Source organism: Burkholderia aenigmatica (genome assembly GCF_048627025.1).
Classification (GTDB): domain Bacteria; phylum Pseudomonadota; class Gammaproteobacteria; order Burkholderiales; family Burkholderiaceae; genus Burkholderia; species Burkholderia aenigmatica.
Genome location: NZ_CP184468.1, coordinates 1724222 through 1744242 on the forward strand (window position 1 = coordinate 1724222; position 20021 = coordinate 1744242).

At 66.0% G+C, this 20021-nt stretch carries 16 protein-coding genes, 3 tRNA genes and 1 pseudogene; 11 read left to right on the forward strand and 9 right to left on the reverse strand.

Annotated elements, in window-relative coordinates:
- Nucleotides 1-98: 98 nt before the first annotated feature.
- A complete protein-coding gene (locus ACN8ZM_RS08075; protein ID WP_043182629.1) occupies nt 99-725 on the forward strand; it encodes a ParB-like protein in 627 nt (208 codons plus the stop codon).
- A 7-nt stretch (nt 726-732) separates the two neighbouring features.
- On the forward strand, nt 733-2463 hold the full coding sequence (locus ACN8ZM_RS08080; protein ID WP_043182630.1) for a SulP family inorganic anion transporter: 1731 nt from the start codon (nt 733-735) through the stop codon (nt 2461-2463).
- Nucleotides 2464-2491: 28 nt separating this feature from the next.
- Here ACN8ZM_RS08080 and ACN8ZM_RS08085 read toward each other — a convergent pair whose 3' ends face one another.
- The 5 genes from ACN8ZM_RS08085 to ACN8ZM_RS08105 form a co-directional block, all read right to left on the reverse strand.
- Nucleotides 2492-3427: a carbohydrate kinase family protein gene (locus tag ACN8ZM_RS08085; protein ID WP_301770472.1), complete on the reverse strand. Its 936-nt coding sequence runs from the start codon at nt 3425-3427 to the stop codon at nt 2492-2494.
- A 126-nt stretch (nt 3428-3553) separates the two neighbouring features.
- Nucleotides 3554-4498 (reverse strand): ABC transporter substrate-binding protein, encoded by a 945-nt coding sequence (locus ACN8ZM_RS08090; RefSeq protein WP_089450392.1) that lies wholly within the window; start codon nt 4496-4498, stop codon nt 3554-3556.
- Between the two features lie 82 nt (nt 4499-4580).
- On the reverse strand, nt 4581-5618 hold the full coding sequence (locus tag ACN8ZM_RS08095) for an ABC transporter permease subunit (protein WP_043182633.1): 1038 nt from the start codon (nt 5616-5618) through the stop codon (nt 4581-4583).
- 40 nt (nt 5619-5658) lie between these two features.
- The gene (locus ACN8ZM_RS08100; protein ID WP_420210934.1) at nt 5659-7212 is read right to left on the reverse strand and encodes a sugar ABC transporter ATP-binding protein; all 1554 of its coding nucleotides are present in this window, start codon (nt 7210-7212) and stop codon (nt 5659-5661) included.
- Nucleotides 7199-8446 carry an ROK family protein gene (locus ACN8ZM_RS08105; protein WP_043182636.1) on the reverse strand — a complete coding sequence of 416 codons (1248 nt, stop codon included), beginning with the start codon at nt 8444-8446 and terminating at the stop codon, nt 7199-7201. Before ACN8ZM_RS08105 ends, ACN8ZM_RS08100 begins: the two co-directional genes overlap by 14 nt.
- A 128-nt stretch (nt 8447-8574) precedes the next feature.
- Between ACN8ZM_RS08105 and ACN8ZM_RS08110 the strand changes: the two genes are divergently transcribed.
- Nucleotides 8575-8931 carry a hypothetical protein gene (locus tag ACN8ZM_RS08110; protein WP_420210935.1) on the forward strand — a complete coding sequence of 119 codons (357 nt, stop codon included), beginning with the start codon at nt 8575-8577 and terminating at the stop codon, nt 8929-8931.
- 39 nt (nt 8932-8970) lie between these two features.
- Here ACN8ZM_RS08110 and ACN8ZM_RS08115 read toward each other — a convergent pair.
- From ACN8ZM_RS08115 to ACN8ZM_RS08125, 3 genes are all read right to left on the reverse strand, one after another.
- Nucleotides 8971-9057: transfer RNA gene (locus ACN8ZM_RS08115), tRNA-Leu, on the reverse strand.
- A 374-nt stretch (nt 9058-9431) separates the two neighbouring features.
- Nucleotides 9432-9518 (reverse strand) — tRNA-Leu (locus ACN8ZM_RS08120).
- Nucleotides 9519-9632: 114 nt separating this feature from the next.
- Nucleotides 9633-10622, reverse strand: a complete 990-nt coding sequence (locus tag ACN8ZM_RS08125) for an aliphatic sulfonate ABC transporter substrate-binding protein (RefSeq protein WP_420210936.1) — start codon at nt 10620-10622, stop codon at nt 9633-9635.
- 367 nt (nt 10623-10989) lie between these two features.
- Between ACN8ZM_RS08125 and ACN8ZM_RS08130 the strand changes: the two genes are divergently transcribed.
- Both ACN8ZM_RS08130 and ACN8ZM_RS08135 read left to right on the forward strand, forming a co-directional pair.
- Nucleotides 10990-12552: a DHA2 family efflux MFS transporter permease subunit gene (locus tag ACN8ZM_RS08130; RefSeq protein WP_043182640.1), complete on the forward strand. Its 1563-nt coding sequence runs from the start codon at nt 10990-10992 to the stop codon at nt 12550-12552.
- 90 nt (nt 12553-12642) lie between these two features.
- On the forward strand, nt 12643-13080 hold the full coding sequence (locus tag ACN8ZM_RS08135) for a MarR family winged helix-turn-helix transcriptional regulator (protein WP_043182642.1): 438 nt from the start codon (nt 12643-12645) through the stop codon (nt 13078-13080).
- A 222-nt stretch (nt 13081-13302) separates the two neighbouring features.
- Here ACN8ZM_RS08135 and ACN8ZM_RS08140 read toward each other — a convergent pair.
- Nucleotides 13303-13389, reverse strand: a tRNA-Leu gene (locus tag ACN8ZM_RS08140).
- 250 nt (nt 13390-13639) lie between these two features.
- On the opposite strand from ACN8ZM_RS08140, the gene rnr reads away from it, so the two are divergent.
- The 6 genes and pseudogenes from rnr to ACN8ZM_RS08170 form a co-directional block, all read left to right on the forward strand.
- Entirely contained in the window at nt 13640-16120 is a 2481-nt protein-coding gene (rnr, locus tag ACN8ZM_RS08145; RefSeq protein ID WP_420210937.1) for a ribonuclease R, read from the forward strand.
- 150 nt (nt 16121-16270) lie between these two features.
- Nucleotides 16271-17014 carry a 23S rRNA (guanosine(2251)-2'-O)-methyltransferase RlmB gene (gene rlmB, locus ACN8ZM_RS08150; protein WP_043182646.1) on the forward strand — a complete coding sequence of 248 codons (744 nt, stop codon included), beginning with the start codon at nt 16271-16273 and terminating at the stop codon, nt 17012-17014.
- 97 nt (nt 17015-17111) lie between these two features.
- Nucleotides 17112-17984, forward strand: a complete 873-nt coding sequence (locus ACN8ZM_RS08155; protein ID WP_420210938.1) for an N-acetylmuramoyl-L-alanine amidase — start codon at nt 17112-17114, stop codon at nt 17982-17984.
- 91 nt (nt 17985-18075) lie between these two features.
- Entirely contained in the window at nt 18076-18771 is a 696-nt protein-coding gene (gene rpiA, locus ACN8ZM_RS08160; protein WP_043182651.1) for a ribose-5-phosphate isomerase RpiA, read from the forward strand.
- Between the two features lie 279 nt (nt 18772-19050).
- On the forward strand, nt 19051-19767 hold the full coding sequence (locus ACN8ZM_RS08165) for a FadR/GntR family transcriptional regulator (protein WP_006484155.1): 717 nt from the start codon (nt 19051-19053) through the stop codon (nt 19765-19767).
- Between the two features lie 101 nt (nt 19768-19868).
- A pseudogene (locus tag ACN8ZM_RS08170) lies at nt 19869-19997 on the forward strand (gfo/Idh/MocA family oxidoreductase); the annotation flags it as partial.
- Between the last annotated feature and the right edge of the window lie 24 nt (nt 19998-20021).

The following is a 20021-nucleotide window of genomic DNA, read 5'->3' on the forward strand; positions in this document are numbered from 1 at the left end:
AGAGATCGTCAACCGGATGCGTATCGAGGTCATGACGTATTAACGGCTCGCGCGATCAGGAGTATCGTTGCCGGAATTTCGCAACATGGGGTACGACCATGGCACTCGGCAATGATGTTCATCTGATTCCCGTCAAGCTTGAAGAACTGCGTCCCACGCAGATGACGGTCGGCTATCGCGAAGTCAAGGCGAAGCGCAAGCACTGGAAGGCGCTCAGCAAGCGTGCGCGCAAGGCCGCGATCGAATCGCACTGGTTCCCGGCCGTGCTCGGCCCGGATGGGCTGCACTACATCACCGATCACCACCATCTCGGCCTCGCGCTGATCGAGGAAGGCGAGGCGCGCGTGAACGCGATGCTGCTGAAGGATCTGTCGTGGCTCGACCACACGATCTTCTGGCGGATGATGGAACACAACCAATGGGTGCATCCGTTCGGCGCGGACGGCACGCGCCGCGACTACGAGAATCTGCCGAAGGCGCTGACGGGGCTCGTGGACGATCCGTACCGCAGCCTTGCCGGCGAGCTGCGCACGGCGGGCGGCTATGCGAAGGACGCGACGCCGTTCAGCGAATTCCTGTGGGCCGACTACCTGCGCCAGCACGTGTCGCTCGACCAGATCCGCAAGAACTTCGCGAAGGCGCTCGATATCGCACTGCATCGCGCGCACGAGCAGGACGCACGCTATCTGCCCGGCTGGTCGGGCGTCATCGCCGTCAAGCCCTGACCGCCTCATGACGACCGCCCCGATCCGTCCCGATGCCGGCCCGCAGCATGCCGACCATTTCGCCGTGCTCGACGCGACTTCGCCGCCACCCAAGCGACGCATCGGCCTCGATGCGTTGGCCGGCCTGTCGATCGCGGGCCTGCTGATACCCGAGGCGGTCGCGTACGCGGGGTTGGCCAACCTGCCGCCGCAGGCCGGTCTCATCGCGTTGCTGTCGGGGCTCGTCGTCTATGCGCTCACCGGCAGCAGCCGCTTCGCGATCGTGTCGTCGACGTCGTCGTCCGCCGCCGTGCTGGCCGCGACGGTGCTCGCGGAGTCGGGGATGGCGCTCGCCGCGCAGCTCGCGCTTGCGGCGGCGCTCGTCGCGATGACGGGCGTGCTGTTCATCCTGGCGGGCGCCGCGCGGCTCGGCGGCATGTCGGATTTCGTCGCGCGGCCGGTGCTGCGCGGCTTCACGTTCGGCCTCGCGGTGACGATCGTCATCAAGCAGTTGCCGAAAATTCTCGCGATTTCCGTGCAGCACAGCGATGCGCCGCATGTCGCGCTCGACCTGATCACCGGCGCGCCGCATGCGAATCTCGCCAGCGTCGCGCTCGGTGCGACCGCACTGGCGTTGCTGTTCACGCTCGGGCGGAGCTCGCGCGTGCCCGCGACGCTCGTCGTGATCGTGCTGTCGATCGCGGCCGGCTATGCGATCGACTGGCAGCGATACGGGATCGCGATCGTCGGCCACATCGATTTCAAGCACATCGAGTTCGGCTTGCCGACCCTCGACCGCAATGCGTGGATGCAGACTATCGAGCTTGCGTTCGCGCTGATGCTGATCCTGTACGCGGAATCGTACGGATCGATCCGCAACTTCGCGCTGAAGCATGGCGACAGCGTGTCGCCGAATCGCGACCTCGTCGCGCTCGGCTGCGCGAATCTGGTGTCGGGCCTGCTGCACGGGATGCCGGTCGGTGCCGGCTATTCGGCGACCTCGGCGAACGAAGCGGCCGGCGCGCAGTCGCGCTTTGCCGGCCTGTGGGCGGCGGGCGTGGTCGCGCTGATCGTCTGGTTGCTGCTGCCGCAGCTCGCGCGCACGCCGGAGCCCGTGCTCGCGGCGATCGTGATCTTCGCGGTCAGCCACTCGCTGCATCCGTCGGTATTCCGGCCGTATTGGGCCTGGCATCGCGACCGGCTCGTCGTGATCGCGGCGCTGCTCGCGGTGCTCGTGCTCGGTGTGCTGCACGGGCTGCTCGCGGCCATCGGCGTGAGCCTGCTGCTGACGCTGCGCAAGCTGTCCGAGCCGAACGTCAGCGTGCTCGGCCGGCTGCGCGACAGTCACGACTTCGTCGACGTGGCGAGCCATGCCGAAGCGAAGCCGGTGCCGGGCGTGCTGATCGTACGGCCCGAGGCGCAGCTGTTCTTCGCGAATGCGGACCGGATGCTGAACCGCGTGCGTGCGCTGATGAAGACCGCGCCGGACACGCATACGGTGATGCTCAGCCTCGAGGAAACGCCGGATGTCGACGGCACGACGATCGAATCGTTGCGCACGTTCGCGGCTGAATGCACGGCGCGCGGGTTGCGCCTCGCGATCGTACGGCTCAAGGTGCACGCGCTGCATGCGTTGCGCCGCGCAGCGGACGAGACGCTGCACGACGACGCGATGTCCGAATTGAGCGTCGACGAGAGCCTGCAGCTGCTGCAGGCCGGGATGCCGCCGAACGGTAGCGGCGGAACGACCGCCGCTTGACGGTGCGGGGGCGGCGCGCCTGCGCGTGTTATTGCGGAGCCACGGCGTCGGAGGAGCGATCGATCATGTCGGTCACTTCGGCCGCCGTCGGCGCATAGGCGCCTGCATGCGCACAGGCGACCGCCGCACAGGCGGCTGCGTAGCGCAGATGCTCGGCGGCTGACGCATCGGGACGCGCAAGCTGGCTCGCGAGCCAGCCCCCGATGCTCGCATCGCCGCAGCCGACGGTATCGGCAACCTCGGTCGGGAACGCGGGCTGGAACAGCACGGTGTCGCGATGCAGGAGCTGCATGCCGGATGCGCCGCGCGTGACGAGCATCGTCGCGTCCGGTGCCCACGTGCGCAGTTGCGCGAGCGCGGCAGCTTCATCGAGTTCGGGAAACAGCCCGTGCAGATCCTCGTCGGATACCTTGATCCAGTCGGCGAGCCCGGCCAGCCGGCGCAGCGTGTCGCGATACGATGGCGCGGCCATCGGCGCACGGAAGTTCGGGTCGAACGAGATCCGCTTGCCGGCCGCCCGCGCAGCTTGCGCAACTTCGATCAGGCGCGACGCGAGCGGCTCGCGCACGACACCGAGCGAACCGACATGCACGATCTCGGCCGCGTCGAGTGCGCCGGCGGGCAGGTCCGCCGGATCGAACGCGAGATCGGCGCTGTGCTCGCCGATGAAGAAATAGTGGGGCGGCTGCTTCGACACGACCATCGCAAGCAGCGGCGCACGATCGACCTGCCGGATGAAACGCAGGTCGAGCCCCGCGTCGGCGCTCTTGCGCATCAGCTCGTCGCCGAAGATGTCGCGGCTGACCGTGCCGGCGAAGGCCGTCGGCACGCCGAGCCGCGCACCGACGCGCGCGACGTTCCAGCATGAGCCGCCGGCGACGCTGTGCCAGTTCTGCGCGTCGTCGCGGATGAAATCGGTCAGTGCCTCGCCGAATACGATCAGGCGGGGAAACGTCGTCGTCATGTCGAAACCTTGTGCCGCGACGTTGCGCGCGGCCATGCACGGGGAGAAGTCAGAGGCGGGTGGCGCCGGCCGTCGCGTGCAGCGATGCGGCCGGGCACCGCCCGGTTTTGCGGCGGCGCGGCGCGATCAGCGCGGGGTGCTCCAGCCCTTGTAGCTCTTCACGTTGTCGCGCGTGATGAGCGTCGGTTCGATCAGGATCATCGGGTTGGCCGGCTTCTGGCCGTTCATGATCCCGTAGCCGACGTTGACGGCCTGCTGCGCCATCGCCCACGGATCCTGGCTCGACGACGCCTGCACGAGCGTGTTGGTCTTGAGCGCGACTTCGATGTCGGGCGCGCCGTCCACCGACGTGATCACGATGCCCGGACGGTTCAGCTGTTTCGCGGCGAGATCGCTGCCGATCGCCTGCGGGTCGTTGATCGTGAATACTGCATCGAGCTTCGGAAAGCGCGTCAGGTAGCCCTGCATCGCATTCATCCCGCCTTCGCGCGAGCCCTTGCCGTCCTGGTCGCTCGACAGTACCTTGATGCCGGCATTTTTCGCGAGCACGGTCTTGCAGCCGTTGACGCGGTCGATCACGGCGGACACCTGCGGGCCGTTCTCGATGATCACGTTGCCCTTGCCATTGAGTTTCTTCGCGATGTAATCGCATGCCAGCTCGCCGGCCTTCACGTTGTTGGTCTGCACGGTCGCGTTCGCGCCGGCCGCCGCGACGTCGACCGCGACGACCGTGATGCCGGCCGCCTGCGCTTTCTTCACCGCCGGCTCGATCGCCTTCGGGTCGGTTGCGTTGAGCAGGATCATGTCGACATGCGCGGAGATGAAGTTGTCGATCTGCGTGAACTGCTTGTTCAGGTCATAGTCGGCCGACACGGCCGTGACCTTCGCATTCGGGTTGAGCTGCTTGGCGCGTGCCTCGGCGCCCTTGACGATCGTGACGAAGTACGGGTTGCCGAGCGACCCGACCGTGACGCCGATCGATTTGAGCGGCTTGTCGGCCGCGTGCGCGGCGGAAGTACCGAAGGCGAGTGCGCAGGCAGCGGCGGTCAGGACGGCTTTGTGTTTGAACATGTCGTTGTGTCTCCGAGAAGTGGGCTGGCGAGCGGGCGCAGGGATCGGCCTGCGCCGCAAGGTCGAATGAGCGGGAAGGGGTTCAGGTACGTGCGGAATCGCGCTGGCGGTAGCGGTCGAGCGCGACGGCGCCGATGATCACGAGCCCCTTGATGATGTACTGCCAGATGTCGGATACGCCGAGCAACACGAGGCCGTTCGTCAGCACCGCGATGATCAGCGCGCCGATCAGCGTGCCGACGATCGAGCCGACACCGCCGACGAAGCTCGTGCCGCCGAGGATCACGGCGGCGATCGCGTCGAGTTCGTACGACTGGCCGAGCTGCAGGCCGTTGGCCGCATAGAGCCGCGCGGCCGACATCACCGCGCCGAGGCCGGCGAGCAGCCCCGACGCCGCGTACACGAACAACTGGATCGCCCGCACGTTGATGCCCGACAGGCGGGCGGCTTCCGGATTGCCGCCGACCGAATAGATGCGCATCCCGAGCACCGTGCGGCGCAGGATGAACCACGAGATCGCGATCACCGCGCACGCGATCACGACGAGCCACGGCACACCGAGGATCGTGCCGTTGCCGATGAACGCGAACGGCAACTGCGGATTGAATACGGTCGTGTCGTTGCCGATCAGGCGTGCGACACCGCGCACGGCCGTCATCGCACCGAGCGTGACGATGAACGGCGGCAGGCGCAGGAACGAGATCAGGCCGCCGTTGATCGCGCCGAACACGAGGCCGACGACGAGCGCGAACGGCACGCCGAGCCAGCCCCAGCCCGGGATGGTCGACGCGAGCAGCGCCGCGACGGCCGCGGCGGCGAGCACCGAGCCGACCGACAGGTCGATGCCGCCCGTGAGGATCACGAAGGTCATGCCGGCGGCGAGCACGATGTTGATCGATGCCTGCTGCGTGACGATCGACAGGTTCTGCAGCGTGAAGAAACCGTCGGTCAGGAAGCCGAAGCCGATGCACAGAACCAGCAGCACCGGCAGCATGCCGGCGGTGCGGATCAGCGACTGCATGCGGGCACGGTGATCGGTGCCGCGCAACAGCGGCGTACGGTTGCCCACCGGCTGGGCCGTCGCGGAAGCGAGGTTCCGCTGCTTGGTCGGGTTGATCATTTCGGTAACCTGAATGTAAAAGTGAAATGAAAGGGCGGGTTCAGTGCGCGTCGGCGAGTTCGGCCTGCGAGCCGGTGGCGAGCGCGATGATCGCTTCCTGCGTGATGGGCGTGTGCGTGTGGCCGCCGAGTTCGCCCGCGATCTCGCCTTCGCGCATCACGAGCACGCGATCCGCGACGCCGATGATCTCCGGCAGTTCGCTCGAGATCACGATCACGCCCACACCGGCTCGCGCGAGTTCGTTGATGATCCGGTAGATCTCGGATTTCGCGCCGATGTCGACGCCGCGCGTCGGTTCGTCGAGGATCAGCACGCGCGGCTTCGTCTCGAGCAGGCGAGACAGCAGCACTTTCTGCTGGTTGCCGCCCGACAGCGCACCGACGTTGACGTTCGCGTTCGGCACGCGGATCGACAGCGACGCAATGGCGTCGCGTGCGCGTTCGGCGCCGCGCGCGAGGTCGAGTGCACCGAGGCGCGCATCGCGGCTGCAGACCGAGATGTTGATGTTGTCGCGCACGCTCATGTCGAGGAACAGGCCCTGGCGCTTGCGGTCTTCGGTCAGGTAGACGAGGCCCGCGTCGATCGCGTCGCGCGGCGAGTGCACGCCGAACGTGCGGTCGCCCACCTTCACGTCGCCGCGCACGCGCGGTTCGGCGCCGAAGATCAGCCGCGCGAGTTCGGTGCGGCCTGCGCCGACGAGCCCCGCGACGCCGAGCACCTCGCCGGCGTGCAGGTCGAAGCTGCAGCCGCGCACGCGCGCGCCGTCGGCGATGTCGCGGACCGACAGCAGCAGGTGGCCGGGATCGTACGGCGCGTGTTCCTTCTTGTAGAAGCCGGAGATGTCGCGGCCGACCATCATCGCGACGAGACGCTCGGCCGACAGCGATGCGCGTTCGAGCGTGCCGACGTACGCGCCGTCGCGCAGCACCGATACACGGTCGGACAGTTCGTAGATCTCCGCCATCCGGTGGCTGATGTAGATGATCGCGAGACCTTCCTCGCGCAACTGGCGGATCAGGCGGAACAGGTGCTCGGTCTCGCGCGACGACAGTGGCGTGGTCGGCTCGTCCATCACGAGGATGCGTGCGCGGGTGTGCACGGCGCGCGCAATCTCGACGAGCTGCTGCTCCGCGATCGACAGCGTGTCAACGAGCGTGTCGGGCCCGAACGATGCGCCGAGGCGTGCGAGCACGTCCTCGCAGCCGCGCGCCATCGCCGCGCGGTCGATCGTGCCCCAGCGCCGGTTGCCGCGCCGCAGTTCGCGGCCGATGTAGATGTTTTCCGCGACGGTCAGGTTCGGCGACAGGCACAGCTCCTGGTAGATCACCGCGACGCCCGCATCGCGTGCGGCAAGGGGGCCGTCGATGTCGATGCGTGCGCCGTCGATCAGGATCTCGCCGCCGGCATCGGCGCGGTATGCGCCCGACAGGATCTTCATCAGCGTCGATTTGCCCGCGCCGTTTTCGCCCATCAGCGAATGGATCTCGCCGGGATAGACGGTCAGGCTGACGTTGTCGAGCGCGCGCACGGCCGGGAACGTCTTGCTGATCCCGCGCATCTCGAGCAGCGGGCGGGGCGACTCAGATCGCGACATGGCTGGCCTCCTGCGAGTCGGTGCGGGCGCCCTTGAGGATGCCGGCCCGCGGGGAGAAGTTGAAGAACATCGGCAGCGTGGCTGCGCCGATCGCACCGGCGTCGGCGCCGAACGTGCCGCGTACGAGCACCGGCGTGCCGCGCGCTTCGGGCGCGGTGGCCACGAGCGCCGCACGCAGGCGGGTCGTGACCGCGTCGAGCAGGCCCGCGTCGGTATCGGCGTCGAGCACGACCACCGGCGCATCGACCACGCACAGCACCGCGCGCAACGCCGGCGCGAGCGCGTCGACGCAATCGTCGATCCATTCGTCGACGGCAGGCAGGCCGCGGGCGATGCACGCTTCGAGATCGGCCCGGTTGTCGACCGTCTCGCCGTGATGGCGCAGATGGCGCACGAGCGCGTGCAGCGATGCGCGCGCGAGCAGGATGTCCCACGGGCCGCGCGGCGGCGGTGCGGATGCCAGCCGGCTCGGCGGCACGGGAATCACGGCGATGTCGCCCGCATTGCCGGTTACGCCGCGCAGGCAGTCGCCGTCGATCGCGATGCCACCGCCGATTGCCGGCCCGATGAACAGGTAGACGAAGTCGTCGCACTGCCGGCCGTATCCATAGAACAGCTCGGCGATCGCGGCCGCGTTGCCGTCGTTTTCGCCGAATACCGGAAGCGACAGCGTGCGACCGAGGTCGGCCGCGAAATCGACGTCTTCCCACGCGCGGAACGTGTCGGGTGCGAGGCCGAGTTCGCGCATCCACGCACCCAGGTTGTAGGGCTGCGCGACGCCGATGCCGGTCAGGCGGGCGCGCTCGTGGTCGGGGAGCAGGGCCTGCATCGCGTCGATGTCGTGCCGGACGATTTCGAGCACGTCGGCGGGCGGAGGCAGCAGCGTGTCGTGCGAGCGGCGGCCGAGCACGTCGCCCGCGAAGTTGACGAGCGCCGTTTCGATGCGCATGCGGTCGAGGTGGACGCCGATGCCGAATGCGCCGCGCGGGTCGAGGCGAATCAGCGAGGCCGGCTGGCCGCGCTGGCCTTCGGTGCGGCCCGCGAATTCGATCAGCTTTGCGTCGGCGAGCGACGCGATGATGCTGCCGACCGCCGTGCCCGTCATGCTGGCGAGACGGGCGAGATCGGCCTTCGACGCGCTGCCGGCGCGGCGCAGCGTCTTCAACAGCAGGCGCTCGTTGTAACGGCGCACGTTGGCCGAGTTGCTGCCTTGGCCGAAGTGCGGGCTTCTCATGGCGTCTCCTTCCATGGTGCGCCGTTTGGTGGCGCATTAAATAAATCACGTTGATTTATTTAACCGCGTGAGCGCCGGCATGTCAGCCTAGGGAAATCCCGGTTTTGGGTGGAGGCGGGGATGGCGGAGTGAGGCGTCGGGAATCGGGGGCGGATTGCGGAGCGCTGGAAAGTCAGGCGCAACGTGATGCCGGTGGTGGCATTCATGCGGGACAAATGGCTGTCGCCGGGTTCGCAGCACGCCGTCACGGCTCACCGGTGCTGATCGCGCAAACGGAATCGATGGGTTCGTTCGTGAAGATGGGGGATGTGTTTCCGGAGCCGGAAATGAAAAAAGGCCGGCTAGAAGCCGACCTTTTTAAAAAACAGATGGTGCCCAGGAGAGGACTCGGTCACACATGCGCGACCCCGGCTGCGCTTGCAAGCGCAGCCTTTCGAGTCCTCACGCAAAGCGCGCAGGCGCTTTGCTTCCTGGGCTTGAAATGAAAAAAGGCCGGCTAGAAGCCGACCTTTTTAAAAAACATATGGTGCCCAGGAGAGGACTCGAACCTCCACGATGTTGCCACCGCTAGGACCTGAACCTAGTGCGTCTACCAATTCCGCCACCTGGGCACGTTTCGCTTGTTGCTGCATCGCGAAAGAAGGCAATTATAGCGTGTCCGAAGGGGCTGTCAACACAATTTGAGGTCGCGAACGAAAATAATTCGGCGGACCTGTTCGCGGGGCATCGGGTGGGTGGGGTGCGCAAACATCGCGGCGGTCGACGCGTGTCGTCGAACTTGGGATGCCGACCAGGGACGCGAGCGCATCATTTCCGGATGCCGGAAATGAAAAAAGTAGAAAGCAGATGATGGTCGGCAGGGGGAGGGCTTGATCACGCTTGCAAGCGCAGCCTTTCGAGATCTCGCGCGAAGCGAGCAGGCGCATTGTTTCCAGAGCCGGAAATGAAAAAAGGCCGGCTAGAAGCCGACCTTTTCAAAAACAGATGGTGCCCAGGAGAGGACTCGAACCTCCACGATGTTGCCACCGCTAGGACCTGAACCTAGTGCGTCTACCAATTCCGCCACCTGGGCACGTTTCGCTTGTTGCTGCATCGCGAAAGAACGCAATTATAGCGTGTCCGAAGGGGCTGTCAACACAATTTCATCGGCGACGATGAAAATTATCGCCCTTCACTGAACGGCCATTCACACACCGACCGGCTCCGCCCGTTTCGCAGCGAAATTCCAGCGCAGCGCCTGACCCGTCTCGACACGCATCGGCAGCAGTCCGGCGGCCAGGAACGTGTCGGCGATCTGCTGCTGCTCGCCGAAATTTTGCGGGGTCACCGCGCGGACGAGATAACTGCGCCGCGCGTTCGCGCGCGCGATCGTCGTCGCGTCGAGCCCCCAGATCGGTGCGAGGGTATTCGCGGCCTCCTGCGGGTGGTCGCGCAGCCACGTGCCCGACTGCGACAGCTGGTCGAACAGGATCTGGATGACGTCGGGACGCGCGGCGGCGAAACGGCTCGATGCGAGGTAATAGCGCTGGTACGACGCGAGCCCGTTGCCGTCGGTGAGAATCCGCACGTCGGGATTCCGGTCGACCGACGCGACATAGGGATCCCACGTGATCCACGCGTCCACGCTGCCGCGCTCGAACGCTGCGCGGCCGTCCGCGGGCGTCAGGTAATGGATCGCCGCATCGGCAGGCGCGAGCTTCGCGCGTGCGAGCGCGGCAAGCAGCAGGTAGTGGCTGCCGGCTGCCTTCGTGACCGCAATGCGCTTGCCTTTGAGATCGGCGAGCGTACGCAGTGCGCCGTCCTGCTTGACGACGATCGCCTGCGCCTTCGGCGAAGGCGCTTCCTGCGCGACGTACACGAAACGCGCATGCGCGGCCTGCGCGAAGACCGGGACCGTATCGGCCACGTCGGCGCTGAAATCGACGGCGCCAACGTTGAGCGCTTCGGTCAGCGGCAATCCGCTCGCGAATTCATGCCACGACACACGCAAGCCGAGCGGCGCCAGTGCCTGTTCAAGTGCGCCGCGCGTCTTGAGCAGCGTGATGAGCGTCGACGATTTCTGGTAGCCGATGCGTAACACATCGGGTGCGTTCTCGGCGTGCGTTCGGACGCCGGCGGCAGTGAGGCCTGCGGCCAGCATCACGCGTGCGAATGCGCGGCGGTTCATCGACGTCATGGATCGTGCTCCTGGTCTGGTTCGTTGCATTGAAGCGAGCCGGCTAAGTTACAACGGGGCGGGCCGACGATAACCGATAAATTCTGCTATCGATCCGGCTGGCGAGCATAAGGGGAGGGGGGAGGCGCCGGTGGTCGCGGCGCGCCCGGTCACGTGAGGACAGTCGATCGATGTTTCCTGCTTGCATTTGATTGCATAGTCAAATATATTCATTGCAGAAAACTCAGAGTCAGCGATTGGTGTAGGCGCGGGCAGTACCCGCGCGCCGCGCCAGTCGCTTTTTTTCCCTCATTTATCTGACTTGTCAGTTAATTTTGCTCGGTGTCGCGGCGGCTGTTCGCGTGGCGCCCGATCAGAAGGACCTCCGATGAAACCGTCCGAAAGTCCGGGCGCGCCGGCGCCGCTGACCGGCGCCAGCTTCGCACTGGGCACGCTCGCGGTGGCGCTCGCCACGTTCATGAACGTTCTCGATTCGTCGATCGCCAACGTCGCGATTCCAACCATTTCCGGCAATCTGGGCGTGTCCACCGACGAGGGCACGTGGGTCATCACGCTGTTCTCCGCGGCCAACGCGGTGTCGATCCCGCTGACCGGCTGGCTGACGCAGCGGGTCGGGCAGGTGAAGCTGTTCGTCTGGGCCATCCTGCTGTTCGTGCTGTCGTCGGCCGCGTGCGGGCTTGCACCCAACCTCACCACGCTCCTCGCGGCACGGATCATTCAAGGCGCCGTGGCTGGGCCGCTCGTGCCGCTGTCGCAGGCGTTGCTGCTGGCTTCGTTTCCGAAGGAGAAGAGTTCGAGCGCGCTGGCACTGTGGGGAATGACGGCAACCGTCGGGCCGATTGCGGGCCCCGCGCTCGGCGGCTGGATCACGGACAACTACAGCTGGTCGTGGATCTTCTACATCAATGTGCCGGTCGGGTTGTTTGCCGCCGCCGTGATCTGGGCGCTCTATCGCAACCGCGAGACGCCAACCAGCAAGCTGCCGATCGACAAGGTCGGGCTGATCGCGCTGGTCGTATGGGTGGCCGCGCTGCAGGTCATGCTCGACAAGGGCAAGGATCTCGACTGGTTCAATTCGTCGACGATCTGGATCCTGACCATCGTGGCGGTGGTCGGTTTCGTGTTCTTCCTGATCTGGGAGTTGACCGAGGAGCGTCCGATCGTCGATATCAGGCTGTTTGCACAACGAAATTTTCTTGGCGGAACGCTGGCCATTTCGATTGCGTTTGCGGTATTTTTCGCGAATCTCGTGATCCTGCCGCAATGGATCCAGGGTTCGCTCGGCTACCCGGTCATCAATGCCGGCCTCGTGACTGCACCGCTCGGCATCTTCGCGGTGCTGCTCGCGCCGGTGGTCGGGAAGGTGATGCCGAAATCGGATATGCGCGTGCTCGTCACGTTCGCATTTCTCGGATTCGCCGGCGTGTTTTTCATGCGCTCGCGCTATACGACGGGCATCGATACGTGGTCGCTCGTGGTGCCCACGTTGCTGCAAGGGATCCCGACGGCGTTCTTCATGACGCCGCTCACGTCGATCATCCTGTCGGGGCTGCCGCCCGAGCGCATCCCGGCGGCCGCGGGCCTGTCCAATTTCGCGCGCGTGTTCATGGGCGCGGTCGGCACGTCGCTCGCGAGCACCGCGTGGAACGACCGCACGATCCTGCATCATGCGCAACTGGCCGAGCAGGGCAGCGTGAACAACCCGATCTTCGCGAGCGCGCTCTCCGGCGTGCAGAGTGCGCTGGATGCAGGTACGCCGAAGGCGCTGACGTTCCTCGAGGCGACATTGAATGCGCAGGCGACGATGCTGGGGCTGAACGACGTTTTCTGGCTGTCGGCGGTGATCTTCGTGCTGATCATCCCGCTGGTCTGGGTGACGAAGCCGGGCAAGGGCGTGGCAGCCGGGGCAGCGGCGGCCGGCGGGCATTGAGCCGGCGCGCACGCGGGATGCCGCGTGCCTTGAAAAATCATGATGTCGCAATTATTGTGTCGGTCAACAATATCCGACTCAGCGAGCACGATGGAACACTACACGCCGAAGAATTTCCTGCTCACCGAAAGCGTGGGGTTCGTGCTCGCGAAGGCGCGCAACCTGGTCACGTCCGAGATGGATGCGGCATTGAAGGATCTCGATATCACGGCGCAGCAGATGGGCGTGCTGCTGTCCCTGCGGAGCGGCAGCGCGGCGACGCCTTTCGAATTGTCGAAGCTGCTCGGCGTCGACACCGGGCTGATGACGCGCTTGCTCGACAAACTGGAGGGCAAGGGGCTCGTCGAGCGTTCGCGCAGCGTGAGCGATCGGCGCGTGGTGGACCTCGCGCTGACCGAAGCGGGGCAGGCGGTTGCCGCGCAGATTCCGGAGATCGCGCCGAAGGTGCTCAATGCCCGTTTGCGGAAATTTTCGAAGGCCGAGTTCGATGAACTGAGCCGGCTGCTGCGCAAGTTCATCGGCGAGTAAGCCGGGCGCTGTCATGCGGGCGCCGGAAATGCTAAAAGGCCGGCTAGAAGACTTTTAAGAAGCAGAGGGTGCCCGCGAGGGGGAGCTCGGTCACACATGTGCAGCCCCGGCTGCGCTTGCAGGCGCAGCCTTTCGATATCTCGCGCAAAACGAGCAGGCGCTTTGTTTCCTGCGCCGGAAATGAAAAAAGGCCGGCTAGAAGCCGACCTTTTCAAAAACAGATGGTGCCCAGGAGAGGACTCGAACCTCCACGATGTTGCCACCGCTAGGACCTGAACCTAGTGCGTCTACCAATTCCGCCACCTGGGCACGTTTTGCAGTTAGCTGCTTGCTGCAAAGAAGCGAAATTATAGCGCCCCAATTATTCGTGTCAACACTTTTTTGCGATGCATCGCAAACCGGCCTCCGCCGCGCCTGCTGGCGGCATTCCCGTCATTTGGTGACACAGGCGGGTGATAGAATGACCCGCCGCCGTCAATATAGAACTGTCTGAAGGACACCTCTATGTTGATGCCGTGCACCATCAATCAACGCAACGAGAACAACCATCGACAAACCCTTGAGCAAATATCCGTACCCCATTCCGAGCCGTGAAGAAATTCTCGGCGTGCTGCGTACGAGCGACGCGCCGCTGGCCGCCAACGACATCGCCGAGGCCCTGTCGATCAAGCGTCAGGAGCGCGAGGGGTTCTTCCGGCGTGTCGCCGCGATGGAACGCGACGGCCAGATCCGCCTCGACAAGCGTGGCCACTACCAGTTGACCCATCCGTCGAACTTCGTCGCCGGGCGCGTGCAGGGGCATCGCGACGGCTACGGGTTCGTGATCCGTGACGACGGCCAGGACGACCTGTTTTTGCCGAACGGCGAAATGCAGAAGGTGATGCACAACGATCGCGTGCTCGCGCGGATCGTCGGCTACGATCGCCGCGGTCGCCCGGAAGGGCACGTCGTCGAAGTCACCGAGCGCGCGAACAAGCGCGTGATCGGCCGCCTGCTCAACGAGAACGGCGCGCTGATCGTCGCGCCGGAAGACAAGCGCATCGGCCACGACATCCTGATCACGCAGAACGTGAAGAAGGCGAAGGTCGGGCAGGTCGTCGTCGTCGAGCTGACCGACTTCCCGAGCCGTCATTCGCAGCCGCTCGGCCGTGTCGTCGAGGTGCTCGGCGATATCGACGATCCGGGCATGGAAATCGAAATCGCGGTGCGCAAGTACGGCGTGCCGCACGAATTCAGCCAGCCGGCGCTCGACGAAGCCGCCGCGCTGCCCGACAAGGTGCGGCCGGCCGACCTGCGTTTCCGCGTCGACCTGCGCGACGTGCCGCTCGTGACGATCGACGGCGAGGACGCACGCGACTTCGACGACGCCGTCTACTGCGAGCCGGTCAAGGTCGGCCGCGGCGACGGCTACCGGCTGATCGTCGCGATCGCCGACGTGTCGCACTATGTACAGCCGGGCAGCGGGCTCGATGCCGACGCGCTCGAGCGCAGCACGTCGGTGTATTTCCCGCGCCGCGTGATTCCGATGCTGCCGGAGAAGCTGTCGAACGGCCTGTGCTCGCTGAATCCGCAGGTCGACCGCTGCGTGCTCGCGTGCGACATGGTGATCACCGCGCGTGGCGAGATCAAGGCGTACCAGTTCTATCCGGCCGTCATCCATTCGGCTGCACGCCTGACGTACACCGAAGTCGCGGCGGTGCTGTCGAACACGAAGGGGCCGGAGGCCGCGCGCCGCGCGGACCTGCTGCCGCACCTGCAGGATCTGTACGGCGTCTACAAGTCGCTGTTCGCCGCACGGCAGAAGCGCGGCGCGATCGACTTCGACACGACCGAGACCTACATCGTCTGCAACTCGCAGGGCAAGATCGAGCAGATCGTGCCGCGCCAGCGTAACGACGCGCACAAGCTGATCGAGGAATGCATGCTGGCCGCGAACGTCTGCGCGGCCGATTTCCTGAAGCGCAACAAGCATCCGGGCCTGTACCGCGTGCACGCGGGGCCGACGCCGGAGAAGCTTGAGAACCTGCGTGCGTTCCTGCGCGGCATGGGCCTGTCGCTCGGTGGCGGCGACAAGCCGCATGCGAGCGACTACGCGGCGCTGATGGCGCAGATCCGCGACCGGCCCGATGCGCAGATGCTGCAGCCGATGCTGCTGCGCTCGATGCAGCAGGCCGTCTACAGCCCGGACAACATCGGTCACTTCGGCCTTGCCTACGAGGCGTACGCGCACTTCACGAGCCCGATCCGCCGTTACCCGGACCTGCTCACGCACCGCGCGATCTACGCGATCCTGTCCGGCAAGAAATACGTGCCGAAGGCGCCGGACGGTTTCGAGCTGAACACCGCGCTGTCGCCGCGTGCCCGCGCGATGCAGCAGGCCGACGACGAAACGCGCGGCCGCTCGCGCCCGAACACGGCGATCTGGGAAGAGCTCGGCCTGCACTGCTCGGCGAACGAGCGCCGCGCGGACGAAGCGTCGCGCGACGTCGAAGCCTGGCTCAAGTGCTACTTCATGCGCGACAAGCTCGGCGAGGAGTACGGCGGGATGGTGAACGGCGTCACGTCGTTCGGCATCTTCGTGCAGCTCGACACGCTCTTCATCGAAGGGCTCGTGCACGTCACGGAACTCGGCTCGGACTACTTCCAGTACGACGAGATCAAGAACGAGCTGCGCGGCGAGCGGACGGGCATCCGCTATCGCCTGTCGGATCGTGTGCGTGTGCAGGTGAGCCGCGTCGATCTCGACGCGCGCAAGATCGACTTCCGCCTCGTGCGCGATACGCCGGTGAAGGCGCCGCGTCCGTCGCCCGCGCCGACTTCCGCTGGCGGCGGTGTCGACCGCGGTAATGGCCCGCGCGTCCGCGCGCTGCCGCAGGCGGAGGAACCCGCGCCGCGCCGCAAGAAGGCCGCGAGCGCGCCGAGCGTTGCCGTGAACGAAGCGCGCGCTGCGCGTGCCGCCGCGAAGAAGAAGGGCGGCAGCGGTGGCGGTGTGGCGGCGAAGCCGACCGCGAAGAAGACTCGCGCCCGCAAGAAGTATTGAGCGTTCGGGGCGGGCGCCAAGCGCCCGCCCTGCAGTATCGAGAGACGCCGCGTCACCGGTCATCGGCCGGCAACGCGGCGCTTTCCTTTTCCATGGATCGCGGTTGCGCGCGTCGCGCGGCCGCACGTTTGATCGAAGGTTGTTCCAGTCATGTCACGTCTGAAGGTTCTTTACGGTTTTCATGCGGTGACCGCACGTTTGCGGCACGATGCATCGACGGTGGCGGAGGTGCTGTACGACCAGACGCGCCGCGACCGCCGCATGCAGGACTTCCTGCACGCCGCGAAGGAAGCGGGCGTGCGGCTGATCGCGGCCGACGAAACGCGCCTGTGGGGCCTCGCCCATACCGAGCGTCACCAGGGCGTCGTCGCGCGCGTCGAGGACATCCCGCTCGCGCAGAACCTGTCCGAACTGCTCGACGGCATCCAGGGCCCGGCGCTGCTGCTGGTGCTCGACGGCGTCACCGATCCGCACAACCTCGGCGCGTGCCTGCGTGTCGCCGATTCGGCCGGTGCGCACGCGGTGATCGCGCCGCGCGACCGTGCAGTCGGCCTGAACGCAACCGCGGCCAAGGTGGCGAGCGGCGCGGCCGATACGGTGCCGTACATCACGGTGACGAACCTCGCCCGCGCGCTGCGCGAGCTGAAGGAGGCCGGCGTGTGGATCATCGGCACGTCGGACGAGGCTTCTGCCACGCTCTACGAAACGAAGCTCGACGGCCCCGTCGCGCTCGTGATGGGCGCGGAAGGCGAAGGCATGCGCCGGCTCACGCGCGACACCTGCGACGAAGTGATGAGCATCCCGATGGCCGGCAGCGTGGAAAGCCTGAACGTGTCGGTCGCAAGCGGCGTGTGCCTGTACGAAGCCGTGCGCCAGCGGCGCGTGAAGGGCTGACACAGCCCGTCCCGCGCGACCTGCGCGGGCCTCGAATGACCCGAACGACGCGTGCCGCGATTCGATGCGGCACGCGGCTCTCCGGAGCTCGCGACCGATGACCCTGTTTCGCGTTGGCGCATCCTGCGCCGTGCTGTGCCTGCTGGCTGCCTGCACGGCGCCGTCGCTCGTCGAACGCGGCACCTACTACGCCGACACGAGCCTGCACGCACGCGGGGCCGATTCGCGGATCCGCTTTCTCGTGATGCATTACACCGAAAGCGACGAAGCGAAATCGCTGCGCACGCTGACGGGCGATTCGGTCAGCGTGCATTACGTCATCCCGCCGCAGCCGCGCGTCGAGCGCGGGATGCCGGTCGTCTACCAGCTCGTTCCGGAAGCCGAGCGCGCATGGCATGCGGGCGTCAGCGAGTGGCAGGGCACGACGGAGTTGAACGCGGTGTCGATCGGCATCGAGAACGTGAACCGCGGCCCGCTGGATCCGCAGAACCGCACCTGGCAGCCCTATCCACCCGAACAGGTCGCGGCACTGACCCGATTGTCGAAGGACATCGTCGCACGCTACGGGATTCCGCCGACGCGCGTGGTCGGGCACAGCGACATCGCGCCGCAACGCAAGATCGATCCGGGGCCGCTGTTTCCGTGGCATGCGTTGGCCCAGGCCGGCGTCGGCGCATGGCCGGACGATGCGACCGTGGCCGCCCGGCTCGGCGGTCGCGATCCGCATGCGCCGGTCGACGTGCGGGAACTGCAGCTCAAGCTCGCGCACTACGGCTACGACGTGGCCACCGATGGCGTGCTCGACGCACGCACGCGACGGGTGTTCGCGGCGTTCCAGATGCATTTCAGGCCGTCCGACTATGCGGGCAACCCGGACGCCGAAACCGACGCGATCGCGCAGGCATTGCTCGACAAGTACTTCCCCGGCGCGCAACCCGCGGACAACGCGCCCGGAGCGGGCGCGCCCTGAACCTGCGGCGCGCCGTACGCCGAAAAACGCGGGCCGTCATCCGAGTCCGGTAAACTGGCGGTTTTCCGCAATCCCGCAGCATCACCACTCCATGACTCAAGACGAACTCAAACGCCTCGTCGGCCAGGCCGCCGCTGACTACGTGATCCAGAACGTGCCGGAAGGCGCCGTGATCGGTGTCGGCACCGGCTCGACCGCCAACTGCTTCATCGACGCGCTCGCCGTCGTCAAGGCGCGCTATCGCGGCGCCGTGTCGAGCTCCGTCGCCACGACCGAACGCCTGAAATCGCACGGCATCAAGGTGTTCGACCTGAACGAGGTCGACTCGCTGCAGGTGTATGTCGACGGCGCCGACGAGATCGATGCGGGCGGCGCGATGATCAAGGGTGGTGGCGGCGCACTGACGCGCGAGAAGATCGTCGCGTCGGTGGCCGACACGTTCGTCTGCATCGCCGACGCCAGCAAGCGCGTGCCGGTGCTCGGCGCGTTCCCGCTGCCGATCGAGGTCGTGCCGATGGCACGCACGGCGATCGGCCGGCGCGTGACCGCGCTCGGTGGCGTGCCGGTGCTGCGCGTGACGAAGGACGGTGCGCCGTACATTACCGACAACGGTAACGAGATCATCGACGTGAAGGGGCTGCAGATCGCCGATCCGCGTGGCTTCGAAGCGCAGGTGAACGCATGGCCGGGCGTCGTGACGGTCGGCCTGTTCGCCGAGCGCGGCGCGAATCTGTGTTTGCTCGGCACGGAAAGCGGCGTTGAAACGATCGTTTATTCGGCTAAGTGAAAGATATGGCAAGCAGTCCGTAATGGTGTGTCACACGCCGTAATGGACTGAATGTTTAAATCTTGTGGAAAACGGGGCCCGGTAGGCGCAATGCGCTTCCCGGGCCTTATTTTTAGCCGTATAAATCACCCCGTCAAAAAGAGGGATAACCCTGTCAGGTGTTTACCAGATAGCGAAATGTCCTCGAACTCATCAACTTATAGATCATAAGAACAGTCGTAACCAGGGCCGGCGGAACTGCGGAGCAGGTGTTCGCAAATCGACGCACGGGGAGGTGTCATGGAGCAGGGCAAAGACCGGTCACTGGTCGCCAAAGTGATGGATGGGCTTGTCTCGGGTATCGTCGAAGACAAGTATGGCGGCATCTTGCCGCCGCAGGACGTGCTGTCGAAAGAGTTCGATGTGAGTCGCACTGTGATGCGGGAAGCGTTGTCGATGTTGCTTGCGCGCGACATGCTCGACGTGCGGCCGAAGGTCGGCACGCGCGTGCGGCCGATGCGCGACTGGCGCATGATCGATGAGGATGTGGTGAGCTGGCGATTCCGGGCGAAACCCGATCCGCAGTTCATGCGCGACGTCATCGAATTCCGGATGCTGATCGAACCGCGTGCCACCGCGCAGGCGGCGGTGCGTGCGACGGCGGCCGACATCGCGGGCATCCGCGAAGCGTTCGATGCGTTCAAGGTGCTGCAGCCGGGCGACCCTGGCTACGACACGGCGGACGAGTTGCTGCACACGCGGATCGTCCAGGCGAGCGGCAACCAGTTCTTCCAGCAGATGGCGGCGATCGTGCGCGGTGCAGTGCGTCTCGTGAATCCGCGGGTCGTGCAGAAGGAAGGGGCGCACGACATTGCGGTGAAGGCGCATGCGCGTGTGGTCGACGCGATCGAGCGTCGCGATCCGCGCGAAGCCGAAGCCGCTTCGCTCGCGCTGATCGATTTCAGCGCCGACGAGATCTCGCGCGATTTCTCCGTCGACGTGCCCGTGCGCGCCTGACGCTGCGCGTGTCGCTCATCCGTGTGCCGCCGGGCCGTTTATCATGACGGCCGGCCGGCAGCGTGCCGGCCACCGTCATACGACCGACACGGAAGATCAGGATGAACGACAACGACCATCGCCCGGTGCGCTTCGGCATCGTCGGCGCGGGCAGCATCGCGCGCCGCTTCGCGCAAAGCCTGGCGCATGTGCCGGGCGCCACGCTCGCCGGTGCCTGGGCCCGCCCGGCGCGAGTCAAGCTAGTTGTCGTCTCG